Source organism: Streptomyces sp. NPDC030799 (assembly GCF_055572255.1).
Genome location: NZ_JBVIDS010000005.1, coordinates 412,222 through 433,039 on the forward strand (window position 1 = coordinate 412,222; position 20,818 = coordinate 433,039).

19 protein-coding genes and 4 pseudogenes are annotated in these 20,818 nt (G+C 69.8%); 11 read left to right on the plus strand and 12 right to left on the minus strand.

Annotated features, from left to right (window positions below; translation table 11 throughout):
• Positions 1 to 450: 450 nt before the first annotated feature.
• From ACZ41I_RS15455 to ACZ41I_RS15470, 4 genes and pseudogenes are all read right to left on the minus strand, one after another.
• Positions 451 to 747 (minus strand): phosphatase PAP2 family protein, encoded by a 297-nt coding sequence (locus ACZ41I_RS15455; protein ID WP_468514317.1) that lies wholly within the window; start codon positions 745 to 747, stop codon positions 451 to 453.
• Between the two features lie 128 nt (positions 748 to 875).
• Positions 876 to 1,445, minus strand: a complete 570-nt coding sequence (locus ACZ41I_RS15460) for a hypothetical protein (RefSeq protein WP_468514318.1) — start codon at positions 1,443 to 1,445, stop codon at positions 876 to 878.
• 63 nt (positions 1,446 to 1,508) lie between these two features.
• Positions 1,509 to 1,729: pseudogene (locus ACZ41I_RS15465) on the minus strand (hypothetical protein); the annotation flags it as partial.
• A 69-nt stretch (positions 1,730 to 1,798) separates the two neighbouring features.
• A pseudogene (locus tag ACZ41I_RS15470) lies at positions 1,799 to 1,984 on the minus strand (transposase); the annotation flags it as partial.
• Positions 1,985 to 2,181: 197 nt separating this feature from the next.
• On the opposite strand from ACZ41I_RS15470, the gene ACZ41I_RS15475 reads away from it, so the two are divergent.
• Positions 2,182 to 2,757, plus strand: a complete 576-nt coding sequence (locus tag ACZ41I_RS15475; RefSeq protein ID WP_399768166.1) for a TetR/AcrR family transcriptional regulator — start codon at positions 2,182 to 2,184, stop codon at positions 2,755 to 2,757.
• 66 nt (positions 2,758 to 2,823) lie between these two features.
• Positions 2,824 to 3,612 carry an SDR family NAD(P)-dependent oxidoreductase gene (locus ACZ41I_RS15480; protein WP_468514319.1) on the plus strand — a complete coding sequence of 263 codons (789 nt, stop codon included), beginning with the start codon at positions 2,824 to 2,826 and terminating at the stop codon, positions 3,610 to 3,612.
• A gap of 73 nt (positions 3,613 to 3,685) precedes the next feature.
• On the opposite strand, the gene ACZ41I_RS15485 is transcribed toward ACZ41I_RS15480, so the two are convergent.
• Entirely contained in the window at positions 3,686 to 3,862 is a 177-nt protein-coding gene (locus ACZ41I_RS15485) for a hypothetical protein (RefSeq protein ID WP_468514320.1), read from the minus strand.
• A gap of 700 nt (positions 3,863 to 4,562) precedes the next feature.
• On the opposite strand from ACZ41I_RS15485, the gene ACZ41I_RS15490 reads away from it, so the two are divergent.
• Both ACZ41I_RS15490 and ACZ41I_RS15495 read left to right on the plus strand, forming a co-directional pair.
• Positions 4,563 to 4,760, plus strand: a complete 198-nt coding sequence (locus ACZ41I_RS15490) for a helix-turn-helix domain-containing protein (protein WP_468514417.1) — start codon at positions 4,563 to 4,565, stop codon at positions 4,758 to 4,760.
• Between the two features lie 1,293 nt (positions 4,761 to 6,053).
• Positions 6,054 to 6,953: a hypothetical protein gene (locus tag ACZ41I_RS15495; protein WP_468514321.1), complete on the plus strand. Its 900-nt coding sequence runs from the start codon at positions 6,054 to 6,056 to the stop codon at positions 6,951 to 6,953.
• Positions 6,954 to 7,090: 137 nt separating this feature from the next.
• Here the strand turns inward: ACZ41I_RS15495 and ACZ41I_RS15500 are convergent, their stop codons facing one another.
• Positions 7,091 to 7,654, minus strand: a complete 564-nt coding sequence (locus ACZ41I_RS15500; protein ID WP_468323456.1) for a DinB family protein — start codon at positions 7,652 to 7,654, stop codon at positions 7,091 to 7,093.
• A 1,198-nt stretch (positions 7,655 to 8,852) separates the two neighbouring features.
• On the minus strand, positions 8,853 to 9,290 hold the full coding sequence (locus ACZ41I_RS15505) for an SMI1/KNR4 family protein (protein ID WP_468514322.1): 438 nt from the start codon (positions 9,288 to 9,290) through the stop codon (positions 8,853 to 8,855).
• Positions 9,291 to 10,515: 1,225 nt separating this feature from the next.
• Here ACZ41I_RS15505 and ACZ41I_RS15510 point away from each other — a divergent pair.
• Positions 10,516 to 10,755, plus strand: a complete 240-nt coding sequence (locus ACZ41I_RS15510; RefSeq protein ID WP_363221244.1) for a hypothetical protein — start codon at positions 10,516 to 10,518, stop codon at positions 10,753 to 10,755.
• A gap of 840 nt (positions 10,756 to 11,595) precedes the next feature.
• Positions 11,596 to 12,009 (plus strand): annotated as a pseudogene (locus tag ACZ41I_RS15515) (amidase family protein); the annotation flags it as partial.
• A 117-nt stretch (positions 12,010 to 12,126) separates the two neighbouring features.
• On the opposite strand, the gene ACZ41I_RS15520 reads toward ACZ41I_RS15515, so the two are convergent.
• Entirely contained in the window at positions 12,127 to 12,594 is a 468-nt protein-coding gene (locus ACZ41I_RS15520; protein WP_399768174.1) for a MarR family winged helix-turn-helix transcriptional regulator, read from the minus strand.
• 51 nt (positions 12,595 to 12,645) lie between these two features.
• On the opposite strand from ACZ41I_RS15520, the gene ACZ41I_RS15525 reads away from it, so the two are divergent.
• From ACZ41I_RS15525 to ACZ41I_RS15535, 3 genes are all read left to right on the plus strand, one after another.
• A complete protein-coding gene (locus ACZ41I_RS15525) occupies positions 12,646 to 13,266 on the plus strand; it encodes a TIGR03086 family metal-binding protein (RefSeq protein WP_468514323.1) in 621 nt (206 codons plus the stop codon).
• Positions 13,267 to 14,195: 929 nt separating this feature from the next.
• Complete coding sequence (locus ACZ41I_RS15530) at positions 14,196 to 15,662, plus strand: hypothetical protein (protein WP_468514324.1); 1,467 nt, start codon at positions 14,196 to 14,198, stop codon at positions 15,660 to 15,662.
• Positions 15,663 to 15,694: 32 nt separating this feature from the next.
• Positions 15,695 to 15,892: a hypothetical protein gene (locus ACZ41I_RS15535; RefSeq protein ID WP_468514425.1), complete on the plus strand. Its 198-nt coding sequence runs from the start codon at positions 15,695 to 15,697 to the stop codon at positions 15,890 to 15,892.
• A 160-nt stretch (positions 15,893 to 16,052) separates the two neighbouring features.
• Here the strand turns inward: ACZ41I_RS15535 and ACZ41I_RS15540 are convergent, their stop codons facing one another.
• Positions 16,053 to 16,883, minus strand: a complete 831-nt coding sequence (locus ACZ41I_RS15540; RefSeq protein ID WP_468514325.1) for an alpha/beta fold hydrolase — start codon at positions 16,881 to 16,883, stop codon at positions 16,053 to 16,055.
• Between the two features lie 109 nt (positions 16,884 to 16,992).
• Here ACZ41I_RS15540 and ACZ41I_RS15545 point away from each other — a divergent pair, with 109 nt between their 5' ends.
• Positions 16,993 to 17,451, plus strand: a complete 459-nt coding sequence (locus tag ACZ41I_RS15545) for a MarR family winged helix-turn-helix transcriptional regulator (RefSeq protein WP_468323099.1) — start codon at positions 16,993 to 16,995, stop codon at positions 17,449 to 17,451.
• A 312-nt stretch (positions 17,452 to 17,763) separates the two neighbouring features.
• On the opposite strand, the pseudogene ACZ41I_RS15550 reads toward ACZ41I_RS15545, so the two are convergent.
• Both ACZ41I_RS15550 and ACZ41I_RS15555 read right to left on the minus strand, forming a co-directional pair.
• A pseudogene (locus tag ACZ41I_RS15550) lies at positions 17,764 to 18,015 on the minus strand (maleylpyruvate isomerase N-terminal domain-containing protein); the annotation flags it as partial.
• A gap of 577 nt (positions 18,016 to 18,592) precedes the next feature.
• Positions 18,593 to 18,808 carry a hypothetical protein gene (locus ACZ41I_RS15555; protein WP_468514326.1) on the minus strand — a complete coding sequence of 72 codons (216 nt, stop codon included), beginning with the start codon at positions 18,806 to 18,808 and terminating at the stop codon, positions 18,593 to 18,595.
• A gap of 38 nt (positions 18,809 to 18,846) precedes the next feature.
• Between ACZ41I_RS15555 and ACZ41I_RS15560 the strand changes: the two genes are divergently transcribed.
• Complete coding sequence (locus tag ACZ41I_RS15560) at positions 18,847 to 19,488, plus strand: carbonic anhydrase (RefSeq protein ID WP_399768188.1); 642 nt, start codon at positions 18,847 to 18,849, stop codon at positions 19,486 to 19,488.
• A gap of 335 nt (positions 19,489 to 19,823) precedes the next feature.
• Here the strand turns inward: ACZ41I_RS15560 and ACZ41I_RS15565 are convergent, their stop codons facing one another.
• On the minus strand, positions 19,824 to 20,798 hold the full coding sequence (locus tag ACZ41I_RS15565) for an L-threonylcarbamoyladenylate synthase (RefSeq protein WP_468514327.1): 975 nt from the start codon (positions 20,796 to 20,798) through the stop codon (positions 19,824 to 19,826).
• Between the last annotated feature and the right edge of the window lie 20 nt (positions 20,799 to 20,818).

Consider the following 20,818-nt stretch of genomic DNA (forward strand, 5'->3'; position numbering starts at 1 on the left):
TCGCAGCGGTCGCCATCTACCTCATCGGCATCGCCGGACTGGCCACCATGGTCACCTGACCGAAAGGCGACCCGAAGCCCACGTCCGGCGGCGCGGTCAGGCGCCGAGCCGAGACGGTCATGGCCGTCCGGCTTGGTAGCGCAGCGGGAGCCGGTCGGCAAACGCATCACCGCCCGCATCTCCCTGCTGAACGACTCAGGCGGGGCGATCGCGGATGCCAGTCCCTGTAACCATGGGGCGTTCGGCCAGGTGCGGCACGGGCACCCGTCAATGGCTGTCTGCCGTGACGGAGCCCGACAGTGCGGTCATCGTTGCCTGTTGCCTGCTGCTGCCAGTCGTGGCCGTACTGCTGTACGGCATGGACTGCAACGACGACCGGCTGACGCGCAGCAGCAGCCACCCTGCCACGGCCACCCTGCCACGCCCGCACGGCCTCCCTCCCCACGCCTGTCACCGCCAAACGCACAGCATCGGCTGCGGAAAACACCTGACCAGCCAGGCACTGACGAGCCCGATGGCGGCACCCGCGGTGACGTCACGGGCGTAGTGGGAGCCTGACTGCACCCGCTCCACGGCCACCAGGGCGGCTGGCACCGGGCAGACTGCCCCGGCAAGCGGCCGCGAGGGGGCAACCGCAGCCGTAAAGGCCACCGCGGCCGCGGTGTGCCCCGAGGGAAACGACAAGGTAGCGGCCGGTTCTCGACTTCGTCGTGACGGACCACTCCTTGGGCGGGCGCGGACGGTCACTCACCTGTCTGTACCTCGGCCAGTTCCGGGGAGTCGGGGCTGACCCCGGGGCCGACGACGTCGCGGAGCGTCTTCAAGCGATTGAGCGCCAGATCCGCGGCGGCAACGACCGGCTCGCGTCCGAGGGGTTACAAAGGCGCCAGCTCCACCCTGCCTGTGAATCGGCCACCCACTTGATCGGCGAGCCAATGGATTCGGTCGATCTGGTCGCCGTTCCGGTTCCGCACGTGCACGTGGACGGTGTGGTCTTGCGACGGCTCGTCCTGGTAGAGATCCCGGGCATTCACTGTCAGCGTGAGGTACGCGTACTTCTGCGAGATCGCCTCCAGTCCCGCTTCGGGAACCGCAGGCCATGAGTCCAGATCCCACCGAACAGCCGCGGGATCTGTCCCCAGAGCGGCGATGAAGGGCTCGGCGCGATCCAGCGGACGACTCCAGTCGAATACTCGGATCGGCAGGCAGTCTGCAGGGTTGTCGCCGGCCTTCGACGAACCGTGCTCCTCGCCGGCCAATGCCCACCATTGGAGGTCGGGCAGTACGTAACGTACTTGCGCCAGGACATCCGGCGATCTGATCACGGCTTCGAAGTCGACCTCTCCCTGATCGATGTCTGCCATGCCCAGCAAGGTACGCACCGCACGTATCGCCTCAGACAGGTCGGTGGTCGTGAGGACGGCAGCCGCAGCAGAGTTACTCATCCCGGAACCATAAGACGGCACTCCCAGACCGGCCCGAGAGGGTTCTGACCTGCCTCGCATTTGTCAGGACCGGAGCCATATTGCAAGTGACGCTGCGGTGACGGTGCCGAGGAAGACGCAACCGCGCTTGTCGTACCGCGTGGCCACCGCTCGGGAGTGTCTGGAAACTGGGTGCACTCCGCCCGCTGCCCCGGCGTGATGACCAAGGACAGCGGGCGACAAGGGCCGTCGGCGCCCAGGCGGGGTTTGCCGGTGAACCCGCCCCGCGAGCGGCCTAGTCCCTCACCTTCTGCACCACGTCCACCAGCCGGGCGAGCGATCCCGCCACTGCACCCGGTGCGCACCCGGTGCCAGATGAGGACAGCTGCCAGCGCATTGAACGCCAGGAAGTGGTCGGGCTTGCGTTCGTAGCGACGGTGCAGGCGTCGGCAGCCGGTGAGCCAGGCGATGATGCGTTCGACGACCCAGCGGTGTCGGCCCAGGTGTGCGGAACTCTCGATGCCACGGCGAGCAATGCGAGGGATGATGCCGCGCGTGCGTAACCATCACCGCAGGTAGGGGTAGTCGTAGAGCCTGCAGGGCTCGGCTGTCGTGGGTGTTGACTGCCGATATACCCAGCGCGATGGCCAGGCCTCCCGGTCACCGTGCCGTCTGCTCGGCGAGGTGAGCCCGAGCCGGCTCCGGCGGCACACAGCAATTCTTGACTTGCAAGTCAAGTAATCGATACGGTGGCGCTGTGGGCAGGCCGAAGAGCTTCGAACCGGGTGCAGTGATCGCGCAGGCGATGGAGGCGTTCTGGACCAACGGCTACGCGGGCACCTCCCCCGCCGACCTCGCCGAGGCCACCGGAGTGGCCAAGGGCAGCCTGTACCACGCCTTCGGCTCGAAGCGCGAGCTGTTCGGCAAGGCGCTTGAGCTCTATGACCGCGCCGGCTCAGAGATGACCGAGGAGTTCCTGTCGCGGCCGGGCACCGCCAAGGAACGCATCCGCGCCTACCTGGTGCTCCTCGTGGACATGGACCTGAACGGACCGGTCAGGCGCGGCTGTCTCGCCGCGAACACCGCACTGGAGCTCGGCGGACGGGACGAGGAGGCCACCCGAGCGGTGCGCCGCATCGAAGAGCGCACCATCCAGTTGTTCGCCGCCCGCATCGAACAAGGTCAGCGCGACGGGGATGTCGCCCCCGAGGTCGACGCCAAGGTGCAGGCGCACTTCCTCATGAACACCATCGTGGGCCTGCGTGTCATGGCCAAGACGTTCGACGGGCCGACCCTGTACCAGATCATCGACACGGCGCTGGCGGGCCTGTAACCCAGGACGCCTCGACGGGGCCTTTTTGTGCCCAAATTTTTGACCCATAGTTCAAGAAAGGGAATCATGGACCTCGGCATCAACGGAAAGACCGCCCTCGTCACCGGCGCGAGCCGCGGCATCGGCCTGGCCATCACCCAGGCACTGGCCGCAGAAGGCGTCAGGGTGGTAGGCGTTTCCCGCACCCTCACCCCCGAGTTGGAGAAGACCGCCGCCGCAACCGTGTCCGCCGATCTGAGTACCCGTGACGGGGCGACGACGGCGGTCGAACAGGCGATCGCCGCGGTCGGCGGAATCGACTTCCTGGTCAACAACGTCGGCGCAGGCGACCCGGACAAGTTGTCCCTGGGCAGCTTCCTCGACACCGACGACGCGCAATGGCAAGCCGTCTTCGACCTCAACCTGTTCAGCGCGGTCTGGACGACCAGGGCAGCACTGCCGAGCATCCTCGAGCGCAAGGGGGCGATCGTCAACATCTCGTCGATCACCGCCCGTATGTCCACAGGATCCCCCGTCGGCTATGCCGAGGCCAAGGCGGCGCTGACCCAGCTCAGCAAGCGGCTCAGCGAGGAGCTCGCACCGCGCGGCGTCCGCGTCAACACCGTCTCTCCGGGCGTCGTTGCGAGCCCGTTGTGGACCGACCCGAATGGTTTCGGCGGCAAGGTGGCCGACGTCTTCGGCGTCAGCCACGATGATCTTCTCGCGAACATCCCCGGGCAGTTCGGCATCGCCTCCGGACGCCTCACCCACCCTGACGAGGTAGCAGATCTGGTCGCCTTCCTGCTGTCCGAGCGCGCCGCCAACATCCACGGCGCGGACCATGTCATCGACGGCGGCACCCTCAAGACCGCCTGACAATTCAGACGGTGGGAGCAGCCTTTTCCCGGCGACGCTGGGGTAAGGCTGCTGGCCGAGGGGCTTCGGTCGGTTACTGCCTTCTGGTGAAGCCGCCGGCACCGGCCTTGGTGAGGATGCCGAGTTTGACCAAGCCCTTCGGCTTGGCGCGGGTGCCTTCGATGTTCTTCGGCAGCGGTTTGTGGTCGAGGGCTTCGCAGATGTCGCGGGCCCGCAGTGGGCCGGTGGCTTCGTGGAAAAGGGTGACCATGCAGGGGTAGTCCGGGTGCTCGGGCAGGTTGGGCGAGGTGGCCTGGGCGGGGGTCCGGTCGGCGAGGGCGGTGACGGCCTTCCGGGTGATCGCCAGGTGGTGATCCGCCTGGCCCCACCACCCTGCGCTGATCTCTGAGGCACGGGTCGCGTCCCGCCGGGTCAGCCCCGGAAGACTCGTGGTTACGCGAGTTCGCCGGGGGTGTACTGCCGCCGGGGCGGCCCTGCGCGGGTCAGTTCGGACTGAAGGTATAGAGGAGAGGCAGGGCGTCGTACACGGCCTTGGGGAAAAAGGCGGAGAACGGGGCTTGTTCTCTACGGGGTAGTAGCCGTGTCGGCGCAGGTACTGCACCAGGTCGTCTTCCGTGAGCTCTGCGCGGAGACGGAGGGACAACCCGTCAGGCGACTTCATCAGCACGCGCCGTTCGTCCAGGCCCTGACGCGGATGACCGGCTGGACTTTCCGAAAGACCACCCAGGTGACGGTTGCTCAGCTGATCGACGCGAGGTTGGACTCCCGGACGGTCCTACCGCCGGAGATCGCACACGATCCGCGCATCAAGGCCAAGATCGCCAACTCGGAGCTGGGACCCGGTCCCAGCCGGAGCTGTGGCGGACACGGCTGAGAGGCACCGTCCGCTGCGCCCTCGGACGATCGCCTTCGGTGCCAGCGCGAACTGGTAGCGGGGGCGAAGGCTCCCTATCGAGCGCGGCATGACCCTCACCGAACTGGCCAACTGCGTGGGCGTGACCAACGCCCATCTGTCCGTGCTCAAGATCGGACCGGCCAAGGCAACCCGGTGTCCCCTCACCCGGATCTGCGAAATTTTGCCGTGTCAGCCAGGAGACCTGCTCAGCTACGGGCCCGGATCGTCGGGCGGAAACCCGCGGAAGTCCTGACCTGCACGACCGAGGCCGGCGTCGGCCGGCTCGCACCACCGCGCTTGCCGACACAGCCCACCCCAGCCTCCGCCGAGGCCCATGCATCTCACACCCTTTTCAGGACTGGCCCCATACAGCGCACGCTGCCCTGGGCACCGAGGCCGCGATGAAGGGCTACCGCGTCCGCTGCACGCTCGCCACCGAGACCCCGGCACCTCGTTGTCGGTCTCGGTAGCCGAGGGCCACACCTGGACCGGCACCTTTACGTATTCGGCCAAGCCGAGCGAGTCAGTCCTGGTCGCTGCCGCCGGGGAGAGCATCAGCGGGTCGATCTCCTATGCCAAGACCACCACGGTCACCCTTGGCGGGTCATGGGTGGTCCCGAAGAACCAGAGGCAGGGATGGCTCGCACTCGGTTCGAAGGGATACCCCTTCAACTGGGAACGAGGTTCCACGAACGGTGGCTGCAAGTGGATCGTCTCCAACCATGGGAGCTCCAAGCCCCCGGTGCTCTCGCCCTACATCGCCCACTCGTGAGTTGAGGACGATCTGATGAAGCCTTCCCTGCTAGCCGTCGGCCTGTCCGCCTTGGTGCTTGTGTCCGCCTGTTCCGGTGGGGCTCACCCCCGGGCGACCGCCACCCCGGGACGACGCCGCCTCCGGCGAAAGCGACGACTGGAACTGGCTCGATGCCCTCTCCGGTGCAGACCCCGATGAAACCGGACCGCCTTCCCAATCCAGTCCAGGCTCCGCTTCCTGTCGGGTCGAAAACGCTGTACACGGGATCGGGGCACGGTGCGCGCGGTTTCACGCTTCCCGCGTCAGCGGGGAAAGCCCATCCATCACGGTGATGTGGACATGTGCTGGCCCCTCCAAGTTCAACATCACCGCCCCCGGACATACCCTTGCCGGATCTCAGTGCGGTGACGGGACCGGCGTATTTGGCGCCAAGATCCCGCACGCCAATATCCACGAGCTCGCGTGGAAGTTCTCAGCCGACAATTCGGTGATCTGGCAGATCTTCGTGACCCAACCACCTGGGAGCTAACCTCGATCTTGCGTGATGGTCCGTCAGCTGCTGACGGACGCCGTGACCAGCTGGTGACTCCGGCGACCACGCTCGGCGGCGGCCTAGTTCAGCGCGTACCTGTCGGACTGCGTGCGGCGCATAGGGCCTGTTCGTCCTCGGCGGGGGCCGTACATCGTGAAGGGGGTCCTGCCCAACCTGATGCGCGTCTTTGCCCTCTTCCTGAAGGGCGGATCGATGCGGCCTTCCCGGCTCAACCGTCCTGTATCGAAGGGGAATCATTGTTGCGCAACGCAGTTCGGGCCGTGGGCGTCGCCGGTCTTGCCGTGATGCCCTTGCTGGGAGGGGCGGCGGGGGTGTCGGCTGCCGAGGGCGCGAGCCCGGCTCCGGGCGGCAGCCCGTCTCCGGCGGTCCGCCTGGAGTACTACGTGGCTCAGAACCTCGCACTGGAGGCGGGTGACGACATCGCGTTCAGCCTCGAGGGAATGCCACCAGGATGGGACAAGGTCGAGATCACCTCGCCGGCCCTGCAGGAGCCGATCACCCTGACTCCCCTGAAGAAGGGGTCGACGCAGTCGGTCCAGGTGGACGCGCCAGGCACAGACCACCGCGTCCGCTCGGGCCTGCGCGCGGGCACCTATCCGGTCACCGCGACGAGCCACGGCCGTACCGTCGCCACCGCACAACTCAAGGTCCTAGCCGAGAACACTGCGCAGATCTACCGCTTCGTCATCGGTCCCAGGAACGCGTCCCCCGGCAGCGACACACCCGCCTCCCTCCACCCGGGCAGTGACGTCCGGGTGGTCCTCACCGACCTGCGGGCCGCACCAGGAGAGGACTCCCTCACCGCCACGTCGCCCATCTTCCAGGGCCCGTTGACCATCAAGACGGACAGCCCGGACAATCCCGGCTGCAAATGCGACGACGGCGGCACGGTCTACGCGGGCCACGGAGAATTGCGGGGCGACGTACCCAACGGCCGCTACACCGTGACCGCGGTCAGCCACCACGGGCAGCAGACCACGAAGCAGCACGTCACGATCGCCGGTCAGCCCGTCGCGGACGGAGGCGACCCGTCCTGGGCGGTCACCGGTGGCGTCGCGGCCACGGGGCTGGCCCTCGCCTCCGGCGGCGCGTTCGCGGTGCGGCGCCGCCGCTCACGGAAGGCTGCGCCCTCCGCGTAGCGGCGGACCCGGCGGCCGCGGACCGTCCCCCGGCCGGGTCGAGCGGGCACCGGTGGGCGCGCGCCGAACTGTGTTCCCCGTCTTCTCCGCCTTCCTCGGTACTTCCTTCCGAAGCTCGATCGCCGATTACCGGAAAGTCATATTCGGCGCGGTACGGCTCCGTCCTGCCAGCGGTAGAGGTCGCGTAGCAGGGAAATCTCGGCGCCGTGATGGATCAGCTCCCTGTTGACGTGCAGGACCCTGTTCTCCATGGGAAACCGCTCGGGACCCACCGTGGGAGGGTCGTCCAGGTCAGCGTCCGAGAGTTCCCGGACCCCCGCGTTCCATTTCCCGTACATCTCATCAAGCTGTTTCAGCGCCTCGTCAGCGGTCCCCGCGTAGGCGAATGTCCGGGAGTCGACGTCCTGGCCGCCGAAGTACCATCCGACCCGATAGCCCAGGCAGGAGACGATGATGTGTGCCAGCCGCCAGGCAATCGTGGTCACCGGTGCCGGCACCGGGTCAGGGGACGCGGAGTCCATCGTCCATTCCCCCGAACCTGCCGACATCGGTGCGGCCGACGTGCCACGTGGGCGGATGCTCCAGCAGCCGCGCACCGGCTCCCAGAAGTACTCCTCATCGGTAAGACCGTCCAGCCGCGGCCGCAGGTTTTTGTGCCAGTACCAGTCCAGCTGCTCCGCGAGCCGCTCGCTTCTTGTCATTTCCGCACAGTACATACACCGGGGACCTGGCTGCGCCCCTCGCGGACGCCGTCGCCGGCCGTGGGCCGCGAGAGCGTACCGCACCGGGAGATGACGCTGGGGGCTGATGTGCCCTTCGGGCCGCGCCGCCGCGAGCGGCTGTCTGACATTAACAACCCGGCTGGCTGGGTTGGGTTCAATGATCCAAATGTGACGGCCCCGACCGATGACATGACGGATGATCAAGCCCGCAGACTCCCGCCCGAAATCAGGATGAGTGTCCCGAACGAGCGCCATGCCAGAGCCTACGACCTGCATGTTCGAAGATGGCGAAGACTCACTGAGCAGCATCGGCTTCACCGTCACCCGCCACTGACCGACCTGGTCGGTGGCCTCGGCCGAGGCCACCGGGACAGGCCTGCCCACCCCCGAGCTGCAGAGCTTGCCCAGGCTCAGGGGGCGGCTTGCCCACCGAGTGCTCCGCCACCGGCCGACGGCCGCGGTGACGGGGCTCTCTGGATCGCCCGAAGTGGGTTCGGATGTATGAACGACTCGGTCAGACGCATCGATCCTTCGACTGACCCTGCATCGACAGCGATCAACTCGGCTCCAGGCCCGAGCAGTTCGGCCCATGCACACGGTGCCAGGGACTCACGGTTCGGTACGGCAACAACGCCCAGCTCGTCTGCCCGGCCTGCTGCGCCAAGGAGCAGCCGGCTACCTAGCCGCGCGTCGATGCCGGCAGCGCGAGGTGCGGCGTACCGGTCCTCGGCAACCGCTGTGCTGCTCCGCCGGCCAGCCGGAGGTAGTTGCTTCATTCGCCGCGCGAGCGCAGACGATCCTGGACACCGCGCTGCGGGACGTGCCGTACTCGGCGGCGCTGATTGGCTACGGCTCGGAGGTTCAGGGTTTTGACACCGTCCGCTCCACCGACCACGCCTGGGGACCGCGCGTACAGATCTTCCTCGCCGACGAAGACTTCCAGGCCCTCGCGCAGCAACTGGAGGCGGATCTGGACCGGCAGCTGCCGACGCAGTTTCACGGCTACCAGGTCCGGTTTCCCTTTCCCGACAACACACCACCCCGGCACTGGGTACACGTCAACGATCTGCGGGCCTTCTTCACCAATCAGCTCGGCGCCGACCCCGCCCAGGGGTTGTCAGCGCGTGAGTGGCTGATGCTTTGCCTGCTGTCGGCTCATGGTCGGAGGCCTGCCGTGTTACAGCTGATACCAGTCGTCCCCGTCGGCTTGGAGCGAACGGCCCAGGTAGTCCTGGAGGTTGTTGGCGACCCATCGACGACTGTCGCTCTCGTGCTCCCAGACGAAGATGTCGGGACGCTCAGGCTTCTGTACGAAGGCGAACTGGTCGCCGCCTCCATTGTCCCCGAAGAAGAGAAGGGCGTCGAACGTCATGTAGAGCTGCGCGAACGTCTGGTCGGACCAGAAAAGCAGGTTCCTCTCGACGATCTGATCGATGGGCCAGACAGTGTCCACGTGAGTGTGTCCGATTACCCCGTTGCTTTCGAGGAGCAATTGCCGAAGCTCTGCCGGCAGCGTTCGCCTGAGTCGCGTCTCCGCCGCGACGAGATCGGATGCCTGGGCCGGTTCCCGGAAGCCCACGCCGGGAAAGACCGCTGTCGCTGCCTGTCTCCACATGATCCGGAGCTTAGCCAACCACCTTCAGGGCGCCTGTACTGCATCGGAGGTAGCAGATGAGCATGCAGGCGATGCAGAGGAAGTGCAGCTGGGCCGGGCGGCTACGCCGAGGGTCAAAAGGGGGACCGGATCGGCGGGATGCCAAGGTGCAGGCGCCGCGGCGTGCGCAGCTTGGCCGGGCTCATCCCTCGGGTGCGTGTGGGCAGGTGTCGCGCTGCTGATAGCTGCCCGGCACACCGGAGCCCACAGAGCCGCCCGGACGGCCCGGCAGTCCTGGAAGTGGTCGCCCAGGGTGTGCCAGGACAGGCCGGGGTGCTCGTGGCGCAGCGCGTCCAGGCCCGCGGTGGCCGGCCCGCACCGCTGATACTTCTCCATGGTGTAGGGCTGCTCTACCCACCCGAGCCGGCAGTGGGTGCAGACGGTGTAGTCGACGGCGAAGGCGACGTCGCCGACGAGGTCCGTGGCGCGTTCCCTCCAGCCGGGTCGCTCCGCGGAGGGGGGTGTCCTGCCAGGGTGCATCCAGCCTGACCACGGTCCAGCCGGTGGGCTGCCGGCCCCATCCGCCGCCGCTGATCGCACGTAGGACCCGCTGCCGGGGCGTGCCGTCCGCAGCCCATGCCACGTCGCGGGCCAACGCGGCCAGCGCCAGGGCCTGTTGCCGTTCGTCAACGCTTCCTATGCCGTCTACGGTGCCGAGGCAGCCGAAGCCCCAACACTGGGGCGCCGACTGGGAGTCCGGGCGCTGTCCGGCCGGGTCCCGCCACGGAACCCTTGACGCGCCTGGACCGGCGGACGGGCGCGGCAGGGCGCAGCACCTGCCTTTCCTCTTCGCGGGTGGGCCGGCCCCACCCGGACGCGTGCCGGTCGGCGGTGCGGCACGCTCCGCGCGCTGTGCCGCCTCGCCGCGTGCCGGGTGACCGCTCCGCATCCGCCCGGACCGGGCGCGGCGGCGAAGCGGTGGTCGCGTATGTGGGCCTCAACTCCCGCCTGTCAGCGGGTGGTGTCGGGGCGGACCAGGGTCCCGGCCTGCGGACGTCGGCGGTCAGGAGGCGGTCGCAGTGCCGGTGGGTCCGCCCGGCCATTGTTTGGCTGCCAGATCCCCCCTGCCGAACAATGCGACCGCCGCTGAACTCGGTCATGTGAGCCGTTGGCAGCCGCTCGGTGTGGAGTGCTGGGCGGTCTGGGGCTCCACTGGCAACAGAATCAACCACTGGAGGTATGACCTATGAAGCGCAGGCTCGGCCTGGCCGCAGCGTCGATCGTGCTGGGTGCCGCAACAGCCGTCACCGTTTCTACCAGCGCTCAGGCGACTGCTACCGCTACCTGGCAGCCCACGGGGCAGTACTACTCCACCTGGTCCCGATGCAAGGCCGACGCGGACTACTATCTGGCGGCGTCCAACGTCTACGACTACAAGTGCGTCAAGTCGGGCAGCCTCTGGAAGGGTATGGTCTACGCCGACTGACGACCGCTCGTGCGTCACACCGGCACAAGGCTCGCCAAGGCACATTGAGGCCGGGCTTCAGGTTGATCGTCGATGCGATGGGGCACCGTCGACTACCGCGACGAGTGCCACGGTCCGACAACGGGCCGACAGACGAACGGTGATCCAGTCCCCGAAACGGATCGCAGCCGCGAACAACCAGGTCGCCCACTGCCGTCAGCAGGAACAGGCGCGTGTCGGAGGCCGGCTCACTCGAGTTGGCGGGCAACCGGAGTGCGAACAGACAACAGGCTCGGCCAACGTGCTTCGGCCGCTCACCATTGTCTGATTCGTCAACTACCCCTCTGCGCGCTGAAGATCGTTTGGGCGGGACAGTTCCGCTCTCAACCCCGGCCCGGCCGTATGGCCGGGCCGGGGTCTTTCGCCGTCCAGGTGAATTGCCGTGACCAGCCACAACCAGAGGGAAGGCGGTCACGGGAGGCGACCAGGTCGTCGTCCACGGGTCCGGAATGTCAAGTACATGAACATGCCGTCCGAGCGCCCCGCCGGCATGAAGCTGGAGTACCCGGCCCTCATGGCGGTATGGGCCTCAGCCGCAGTAGCGCCGCTGCCAAGAACGTCTATGCCGACCTGAATCGGCCGGCATCAACACCTCCACCCGGGCCGGCAAGCGCCGCGGCAGCGTCGTCGCCCACCTGGTGCATCGCTCCCTGCCGGTTGCGGCAGACAGCTACCAGACCGCCGCTGCCCGGTCCCTGCTCGTCGGGAGCTCCGCACCCCCCGGCGCCCGTCTGCAGCCCATCCCCGAATCGCCGTGCAGCGAGGACACCCCGACCATCAGCCCCGTGCTTCTCCCCGCGCCGCCGCCGGCTCCCGGACCCCGGCCTGCGCGAGATCTGCGCCCAGGACCGCCCGCTACAGCGCCCTCGACCATCTGGCCGCGGTGGACGTCCGCATGGACCTCGGCCGCCGCATGGGCGGCTTCCACGAACGCTACGACCTGCTGGCGACACCGGCACTGCCCCAGACGGCGTTCGAGGTGGGTTGGGGAGTGCCGTTCGGCTCTCCTCACCGGCGCTGGACGGGCTGGACGCCGTTCACGTACCCGTTCAACCTGACCCGACAGCCCGCGGCGACGGTCCCGGTGGGCACGGACGAGGCCGGGTTGTCCGTAGGCATGCAGCTCATCGCCGCCCGCCATCGCGACTGGTGCTGTGGACGGCGCATGCGTTGTACGAGGCTGCTGGGGTGGCTCAGAGCCTTGGCTCTGCATGATCCCCTGGGCCGTGCAGAACGAGCCGCTGGAGCAGCGGCTTCCGGCGCCACTGGTGACAGGAGGCACGGGCGGCCTGGTGCCGCGGCGTCAGCCCGCCGGACGCCGATGCCCGGCCCTCAAGGCGAGGTGGACTTTCCGGTGATCTCGGCGGGGGGCATGGCGGCCAGTGCCTGCAGAGCGCGCAGAAAGCCGCGTCGGTCCTCCTCCGGAAGCCGCGCCAGCAGCCGCTCTTCCCGCTCCTGGATCGCCGACTGCACCGCGTCGCGCATCCGGCGGCCGTCCGCGGTGAGCGAGAGCAGACGAGCGCGCCGGTCGCTGGGATCGGGCTGTCGATGGATGAGCCCGCGCTCCTCCAGGTCGTCGAGGACGCCGATGATCCGTGTCTTGTCGGCACCGATGTCCCGGGCCAACGCGGCCTGGGTGCGTACGGGTTCGTCGTCGAGCCGCAGCAGCACCCCGTAAGCCCACATCGCCAGCCCGTGCTCGCGCAGTACCGGCAGTTCCGCGGCCACCAGCGCGCGACCCAGCGGAACGACCATGGCCGCGAGGTCGGGGCGTCTTTCCGATCCGGTGTTCCCAGCCATGAGGAGACCATACTCGTTGACACATCATAAACAGCTGCTTATCGTAAGCGAATGCTTACTAATTTAACCTCTGTCAGAGCCCTGGACGCCCGCGCGGTACGCGACAGTGTCGTCGTGGTCCGTCACGCGACCGTGGACGACCTCACGCGCCCCACCCCTTGCGCGGCGTGGAACCTGGGCGAACTGGTCGAGCACATGACGGTCCAGCACCGTGGTTTCGCGGCAGCGGCACGAGGGGAAGGCGCCGACCTCGCGCAGTGGAAGGCCGAGCATCCGGGGCCGGGGACCATCAGGCGGTACACGACCGCTGCGGAAGCGGTCATCGAGGCCTTTGCCGAAGTGCGTTCCGGGGACCAGGACTTCACCCTGCCGGAATTCGGCACTGGATGCGTCTTCCCCGCGGTCCGGGCCATCGGCTTCCATTTCCTTGACTACGTGGTGCACGCCTGGGATGCGGCCCGTGCTCTCGGTGTCCCCTTCACCCCGGCCCCCGACCTCCTGGACGCTGCCCTCCCCATCGCGCTCGCCGTCCCGGACGGCGCTCACCGCCTACGACCGGGAGCCGCGTTTGCCACGCCCCTCCGCCAGCCCGTCGTCCGGGACCCTCTGTCCCGCATCCTGCTCCACCTCGGCCGATCCTTCTCCTGGACTCCTCCACCGCAGCACCCCTGAGTCGATGATGTTCGGGGGGCCGCGAGGCCGGGTGTCCGGGTGCAGGGCGGCGCGGCGGCTGCGGGGGCGCTGCAGAAGCTGAATGGGGTTGGAGCTACGGGATACGCTGCCGGCCCGGACGCGCAGGTGGGCCCGAGGCAGTAGAGGCCAGGGCTGTACACCGGGGCCGCCGAACCTCGGACCCGCGGACCGAAGGAACCGGGCCCGTGGATTGGCTCGGGGTCGAATCCGGCCGACGACCGCGGTCGGGCCGCCGCCGAACGCCGATTGCGCCCGTCGGGCCTGCCGTCATTCCGTCGGGTCGATGCCAGGATGTCAGTCGGTCGACGTACAACGGACTTACGGGGTGGCAGTGGCGGGGACTTCGGTCGATGCGGTGGACGCGGTGGACTGGGGCCGGTTCCGGACGGGCGTGCCGGAGCACCATCCGGTCAAGGAGGTCCCGCGGGCGCTGCGCCGCCTGGTCAGGCGAGGCCCGGCGGCGACGGAGGAGGACTGCCACCCGCTGTACGCCTGCCTGTTCGTCCCGGGAGGCGGGCTGCCGTCGGCCGCGGCCGCGGCCCTGCCGTTTCTCACGGCGCTCGCATCCGACCCCGCCAACGGCGCACGAGTCACTCTCGTCGAACTGCTCGGCGCCCTCAACGGTGCGGCGCGCGAGGCCGGTGAACAGGGCACGCACGGAGCGTGGCGGGAGGAGTGGCGGCGTCAGGGCGAGAGGATCACGGCGCTCATCGCGGACCCCGCGCCGAGCGTCCGGCGGGCCGCCCTCCTCATCGCGGACGACGACGCGCTGCTGGAACGGTGGCACGCCGAGACGGACCCGGCCGTACGCCTGCCCCTCCTGCTGGCGCTGGGCACCCGCGCCGCGACGACCGCCGACGCACCCGAGACCCAGGTCTCCCGGCGGCCGGCACCGGTTCGCCGGCGCGGTGGAGGCGGTGCTGAGCCGGGTGCTGCGCGACGACGAGCCGGTGATGAAGGTGGCGGCCGTGATCGCCCGGGCGTCCCTCGACCGCGACGCCCCACTCCGGCATGCCGACCTGCTGCTGGACGTCCTCGCCGATCCGGCCGTACGGCCCCGGTTCGAGCGGATCTGGTGGCTACCGGATGTCGAGATCCCCTTCACCCGGGACGACGTCGCCGCATGGGTGTCCGGTCTCCTCGACCACGTCCCCCAGGACGCCCTGTCGTTCGTGTCCCGGCTGGCTGAGGCGGCGGAACGCACCGCGGACGACGGGCTGCGCCGCGTCGTCCTGGACGAGGCGTGGCGGCACCTGGTGCTGCGGCGTTCCGCGGCACCGACGGTGCTGCCCCTCGCGGCACGCCTGCTGGAGTGTGCCGACGACTGCGTGCGGCTCAAGGCCGCGCACCTCCTCGCAATGCTCGCCCCCGACTCCGGTCCCTGCGCCGACCGCCTGGCGGCACTCCTCGACGATCCCGGGACCGACGAAATCTCCTGGATCGAGGGGACCGTCGGCGACTTCGCACGCTGGGCCCTGGTCCGGCTGGGCGACCCCCGTGGCCTCCCCGGTCTGGTCGAGTCGCTCTGGGCGCCGTACCGGGAGCAGTTCGGGCGCAGCTGGGTGGCGGGCGATCCGCGTCGGCCGGAGATACACGAAGTCCTGGCGCCGCTGCGCGAGCACGCGGACGTCCTGCTGCCCGCGCTGCTGGAGGAGGTGCGGCAGGACCACGAGCGGCACGGCGATCACGGCGAGATCATGGGCGCCTTGCTGCACGTTGCCGAGGAGTGGGGGCCGGACGCGCTCTCCGTGCTCCCGGTCATCCTGCCGCTCCTGAAGGACACTCGGTACTCGTTCCGGGTGGTCGACGTGCTGCTGGCGATGGGGCCCGGTGCGGCTTCGACGGCGCCCGCCGTGCGTGACGCGGTCGTCCTCGACCATCCGGGCAATCACGACAGGATCGCCTGGGCCGCGTGGCGCATCGCGGGGGGTGACGACGGTACCGCGCTGCGGCTCCTGGGCGAGGCGGTGCACGACGCGCAGGCGTCGCCGTACGGACCGGTCCTCCTCCTGTCCGACTTCGGTCCCGCCGCCGCGGCGCACGCCGGACGGGTGCGTGAGGTCATGGAGAACGCCGAGTACGGGAAGGCGACGGCGGCGGTCGCCCTGTGGAGGATCACCGGCGACCCGGGGCCCACCCTGTCGGTGCTGGAGCAGGTCGTCGTGCGCTTCGCTGGGGACGACGACCGCTACGGCGACCTGGCCGAGGCGCTCCGCGGGTTCCTGCGCATCGGCACGGTCACGCCGGCCGCACGGCGAGCACTGCGCCTCGTCGAGGCCCGCGACCCGCGGCTGTCCAACCACCGGGACTACCGGGCCGTCCTCGACGACCAGGAGCTGCGCGCCGCCATCGCCGCGGTGCTCGCGCTCCCCTGACGTCCGGTGGCGTCAGCCCAGGGGAGCCCGGCGTGTGCCCGGCGTGGTGGTCCGGGCCGCCGGCCCGCGCGGGCGGGTCCCGTCCGTCCGCCCCCGCTTCTGTCGGGAGTACCACCGGCACCACTCTGGCCCTGTACTTTCTGCACGGCTTCTTCCCCGATCTGGTAGACCTGACCGACCGCCGTGACGACCTCCTGCTGGTCGATCTGCCCACCCGCTACGGCGGCTGACGCCGGCCCAGCATCCGAGTCACCAGCCAGTCACCGACCAGACGTAGCCAACGAGATCAGCGGTGGGAACTCAGATCGGCCGTGCAGCCGGATGGATCGGTTCGGAAACCGTCAGCCACAATCAGGCCACCATGCAGTCCAGAGGAGGTCTGACTGTCTGTCACTGCACTGGGCCGAAAATCTCCTTCAGCCGAGCGGCCCACGCCCGCGGGTGACTCGTGTTGCCGTTGTGGCCCCCGGGCAGTTCCTCGACGGGGGTTCCGCGCAGGTCGCCGAGGGCCTGCGCGCAGCGGCGGTCGAAGACGTCGGGCGGGGTGGTGCGGCCGGCGGCGGGCACGATCCGGGTGGTGGCGGCGCGGACGGCGTCGTGGTCGAGGGCGTCCTCGACCACGGCGGTGAAGTCGTGCCGGATGAAGCGGTCGAAGTTCGCGGCCCGGCGGGCGTCGATCGGCTGCGGGGTGAGGTCGGGTTCGGCGCCCGCGCCGCTCGGGTCGATGCCCAGCACCCGGGCGATCTCGGGCAGCGCCACGCTGAGGCCGTCCCGCTCGTACAGCTCCTGGAACTCCACTAGTTCGCGCCGGTGACGGGTGGCCTCGGCGGGCTCCAGCAGTCCGGGCGCGACCGGCTCGTGGGCGATCAGGGTGCGCAGCAGTCCGGGGTGCTGGGCGGCGACGTGCAGGCCGATCACGGCACCGAAGCTGCAACCGAGCATCAGCGCCGGGCCGTCGGCGAAGGCCTCCAGCAGCCGGCGGACGTCGTCGGCGTGCTCGGCGAGGGTGGCCCCGCGCTCGGGGTGGTCGAGGCGGCTGCGGGACAGGCCGCGCCGGTCGTAGGTGAGCACCGTGTAGGTGTCGGTGAGGAGCGGGACGAGGTCGACGGTGCGGTCGGCGTCGCCCTCTCCGCTCTGCGAGATCAGCAGCAGCGGGCCGGTGCCCTCGATGTGGTGGTGCAGGACGGCGCCGGGAACGGCGAGCGTGCCGGTGGTCGACATCGGAATTCCCCCTCCGCGGCGGTCGGTCCGCCGCTGATCCACACCACCATAATCCATCGAATTAGATGCATCAATATGGATGTATCCAATTCGATGTAACATCGGTTCCGTGAACGGAGTCGAACTGTTCCTGCTGGGCCGCACCCTGATGAAGATCGGCGAGGACGCCCTGCCCGAGCCGCCCGGCGGCAGCGGCCGCTACCCCGGCAGCGCCCGGAACGTGTTGATCGCCGCCGGCGACATCGCCTTCCATCCAGGCACCACCGTGGGCGAGATCGCCGCGCGCACCGGCCTGCCGCAGAGTCAGATCTCCACGGCGGTGGCACGGCTGAAAGAGGCGGGCGCGGTGACCACCGCCTTGGACCCGGCCGACCGGCGGCGCACCCTGATCCGCCCGGCCGGCCGGCCCTCGGCCCGGGTGGCGGAGGTCCGCTCCACCGACGTACACGACGCGCTCGTCGCCGCGCTCGGTGGTGAGCCCGACCCCGCACACCTCGCAGAACTCACCGCGGCACTCGACGTCCTGGCCCGTCACCTGCTGTCGCCCGACGTGCCGCCACAGGACTGACCGCACGTCAGGCGGCGGCCCCCACACCCTGGACCGCTCGGCCGAGGAGGGCCGCCAGGCGCAGATGGGCCGCAGTGCCCTCCGGGGCCGCCCGTTCCGGCCCGAACATGTCCGGCCGCCGGAACGCCTCGATGCCCAGGCGCCGCATCTGCGCGAGCACGTCCTCGCACAGCCGCTGGTCGACCAGATCGGTCCGGCCGACCGCGATCGCCAGGTCCACGCCGTGCACCAGTACCTCGGTGAGGTGCACCAGCGCGGCCATCGGTTCGGGAAGCGCTCCGAACCCGAGGCGGACCGTCCGCCCGGCGAGCGCGGCGTCCGTGGGCGCCGCCGCGTGCCGGGCGGCGCCGTCGGCCTCGGCGGCGGCCCGGTACGCCGCGGCCGGGTCCGCGCCGAGCCAGTCGTCGTGGTGCTCGCCGCCGGGTCGGTGCCGGTCAGTTCCGCGACGAAGATCCGCATACCGCCAACCAGGTGATTGAGCGTCGCGCGGACGTCCCACTCGGGGCAGGGGGTGCGGGCGGACCAGGTGCCGTCGCCGAGCGCCTCCACCAGCGCTCCGGTCATGGCGAGGGCCGAGCCGATCCGCCGCACCGTCGCGGGCCGCCGTACCAGCACCTCCTCCAGCCAGTCGTGGATCCGTGCCAGGGCAAGTCGCTGTGCCCCGGACTGGCAGGGCGCGCCGGCCCCCTCCTCGTCGGTGAAGGTGAGGAGTGCCTTCTCGCACCGCAGGTGGTCGTTGCAGCTTCTCCGGCTGACCGCGGAACAAGCCGTCCGCCTCCCCGGCGCAGACCAGCACCGGGCAGGCGATCCGCTCAGCGACGCCGTCGCGCAGGTGATGGTCGAGGTAGGCGGCGGCGAACGCCCGCGGGCTGTCCGCACCGAGCACGAACATGCCCTGTCCGACAGCCCACTCGAGGGTGGGGTCCGCGGCCATCGCCGCCTCCATCGCGGCGTCGATCTCCGGGTCGTGCGCGGCCCGCAGCCGCCGCTCGGCCTCCGCCGGCGGGATGCGCAGGTGCCGCCGGGAATTCGGGCCCGCCGCACCGCCCGTCCGGGTGGTCATCCTGTGGCTCATCCGGTGGCCGGCCGACCGCGGCACGCCAACTGCGCACCATCGGTTCCCCGAACAGCTCATAGACGCTCACCTGGGCAGGTCACGCACCACGACGGACACCACCGCGAGGATCACGGTGGTCACCGCGATGGCGACCACCACCGCCCGTCCGTGCCACGACGCCGGCCGCCTCGTCGCGCGTTCATGCACGCCGGCGTAGGTGTGACTGTCCGACCAGGGCGGGAGCCAGTACACCCTCAGCGAGGCCGTAAAGCGCTGCGCATCGCCGTTGTGAGCATCCACGCACTGCCAACGAACGGTCCGGCTCGTAGGCTGCGGCCATGACCGACATCCACACTCCCACGCCCTTCGACGCCTTCGAGCTGCTGCTGGCCGGCAACCGGCGCTTCGTCGCCGGTACCCCTGAGCACCCCAATCAGGACGCCGTCCGCCGCACCGAGACCGCCCCGTCCCAGCAGCCCTTCGCCGTGCTGTTCGGGTGCTCCGACTCCCGGCTGGCCGCCGAGATCATCTTCGACCGCGGCCTGGGTGACCTGTTCGTGGTGCGCACCGCGGGCCACGTCATGGGCCCGGAGGTGCTGGGCAGCATCGAGTTCGGCGTGGACGTGCTGGGCTGCCCGCTGGTCGTGGTCCTCGGCCACGACTCGTGCGGCGCGGTCGGTGCCGCCTGCGCCGCCCTGGAGAACGGCATGACACCGGCCGGGTACGTCCGGGACGTCGTGGAACGGGTGACCCCCAGCGTGCTTGCCGCGCGGGCCGCCGGACAGGTCGAGCCCGATCAGATCCTCGCAGAGCACATAAGGCACACCGCCGACCTGCTCCTGGACCGCTCCCGGGTCCTGGCCGACAAGGTCGCCGCCGGGCAGGCCGCCGTGGTGGGCCTGCGCTACCGCCTGGCCGACGGCAGCGCACAACTCGTCGCCGCCCGCGGCCTCGACGCCACAGTCCCCGCAGCGTCCTGACCGCCCCGGCCGTGGCTGCTCAGCGTGATTTGCCGCGGCCGCAGGACACGCCTGTATACGTGGATGAGGAATCCATCGGGTTCACCGCTTGATCATTCACGGGAGGGCACCCCGATGGCTCGCGGAGCCGAATACGCGCCCAGCACCGTCCCCCGCGCCGACCTGGCGCGGGCCGCGGGCTGCGAGGTGTGCCGGGGATGGGGAACGGTCGTCACCGACGAGGGGCGGCACGAGCTGTGCCCGGACTGCCAGAGCGGTGAGCGCCCGGCCGAACCCGTCACGCATCCGCCCTGCTCCCGTCTCCGGGAGCAGGAAAGGCACGGCGTCGGTGCCGGTCACACGGTGGGCCGGGGCCCGGCGGCGCGGCGCAGCCGGTTGGCGATCGCCAGTCCCAGGCCCTCCTCCACCGGCAATGAGGCCACGATGAGGTCGCACCCCCGCTGGTCCAGCTCGCGCAGGAACCCGTACAGCCCGCGCGCGTAGGCGCCCATCGAAGACGGGACCATCACCACGGCGTGCGCCTTCACCGCGGTGCCGGCGAAGGAGGCAGGCAGAAAGACGCCCACCCGGTGGCCCAGCTCCTGCGCCAGCTCCGCCTCGGCGACGACCTTCTCGGGCTCGACGAGGACGACCCGTGCACGCGGCGCGTAGTGCGACGGATGCTGGCCCGGCACACGGACGCGGCTGGTGGCGGGGACCGTGAGCGGGCGCCCGAGCGCCGCTTCGAGGTCCTCGCGCGTCACACCGCCGGGCCGCAGGATGCTCGGGATCTCGCCGGTGACGTCGATGATGGTCGACTCGACACCAACCTCGCAGGGGCCGCCGTCCAGCACGAAGTCGACCGCGTCACCGAGCTCGGCACGGACGTGGTCCGCCGTGGTCGGGCTGACCCGGCCGAAGCGGTTGGCGGAGGGGGCCGTGACACCGCCACCGAAGGCCGCCAGCAGCGCCAGTGCGACGGGGTGACCGGGCACGCGCACCGCCACCGTCTCCAAGCCACCGGTCACTTCCAGGGGTACCCGGCGACCGCGCCGCAGGACCAGCGTGAGCGGCCCCGGCCAAAAGTGCTCGGCCAGCAGGCGCGCCGCCTGGGGCACGTCCTTCACCCAGTCGTCCAGGTGCTCCGCGCCGCCGATGTGGACGATCAGCGGGTGGGAGGGCGGACGTCCCTTGACCTGGAAGATGCGCGCGACGGCGGCGGGATCCTCGGCGTTGGCGCCCAGACCGTAGACGGTCTCGGTCGGGAGGGCGACCAGGCCGCCGGCGCGCAGCACCTCGGCTGCCTTCTCGATATCACTAGTCCTTGCCATCACCCTCGCCATCCTAGGAG

What these genes read in the sequence shown, in the direction of transcription:
- ACZ41I_RS15540 (WP_468514325.1), bottom strand. Translation starts at nt 16,883, where the DNA reads ATGTCGACCACCGGCACGCTCGCCGTTCCCGGCGCCGTCCTGCACCAC.
- ACZ41I_RS15520 (WP_399768174.1), bottom strand. Translation starts at nt 12,594, where the DNA reads ATGGCTGGGAACACCGGATCGGAAAGACGCCCCGACCTCGCGGCCATG.
- ACZ41I_RS15460 (WP_468514318.1), bottom strand. Translation starts at nt 1,445, where the DNA reads ATGAGTAACTCTGCTGCGGCTGCCGTCCTCACGACCACCGACCTGTCT.
- ACZ41I_RS15480 (WP_468514319.1), top strand. Translation starts at nt 2,824, where the DNA reads ATGGACCTCGGCATCAACGGAAAGACCGCCCTCGTCACCGGCGCGAGC.
- ACZ41I_RS15565 (WP_468514327.1), bottom strand. Translation starts at nt 20,798, where the DNA reads ATGGCAAGGACTAGTGATATCGAGAAGGCAGCCGAGGTGCTGCGCGCC.
- ACZ41I_RS15485 (WP_468514320.1), bottom strand. Translation starts at nt 3,862, where the DNA reads ATGGTCACCCTTTTCCACGAAGCCACCGGCCCACTGCGGGCCCGCGAC.
- ACZ41I_RS15505 (WP_468514322.1), bottom strand. Translation starts at nt 9,290, where the DNA reads ATGTGGAGACAGGCAGCGACAGCGGTCTTTCCCGGCGTGGGCTTCCGG.
- ACZ41I_RS15525 (WP_468514323.1), top strand. Translation starts at nt 12,646, where the DNA reads ATGCTTACTAATTTAACCTCTGTCAGAGCCCTGGACGCCCGCGCGGTA.
- ACZ41I_RS15510 (WP_363221244.1), top strand. Translation starts at nt 10,516, where the DNA reads ATGAAGCGCAGGCTCGGCCTGGCCGCAGCGTCGATCGTGCTGGGTGCC.
- ACZ41I_RS15500 (WP_468323456.1), bottom strand. Translation starts at nt 7,654, where the DNA reads ATGACAAGAAGCGAGCGGCTCGCGGAGCAGCTGGACTGGTACTGGCAC.
- ACZ41I_RS15560 (WP_399768188.1), top strand. Translation starts at nt 18,847, where the DNA reads ATGACCGACATCCACACTCCCACGCCCTTCGACGCCTTCGAGCTGCTG.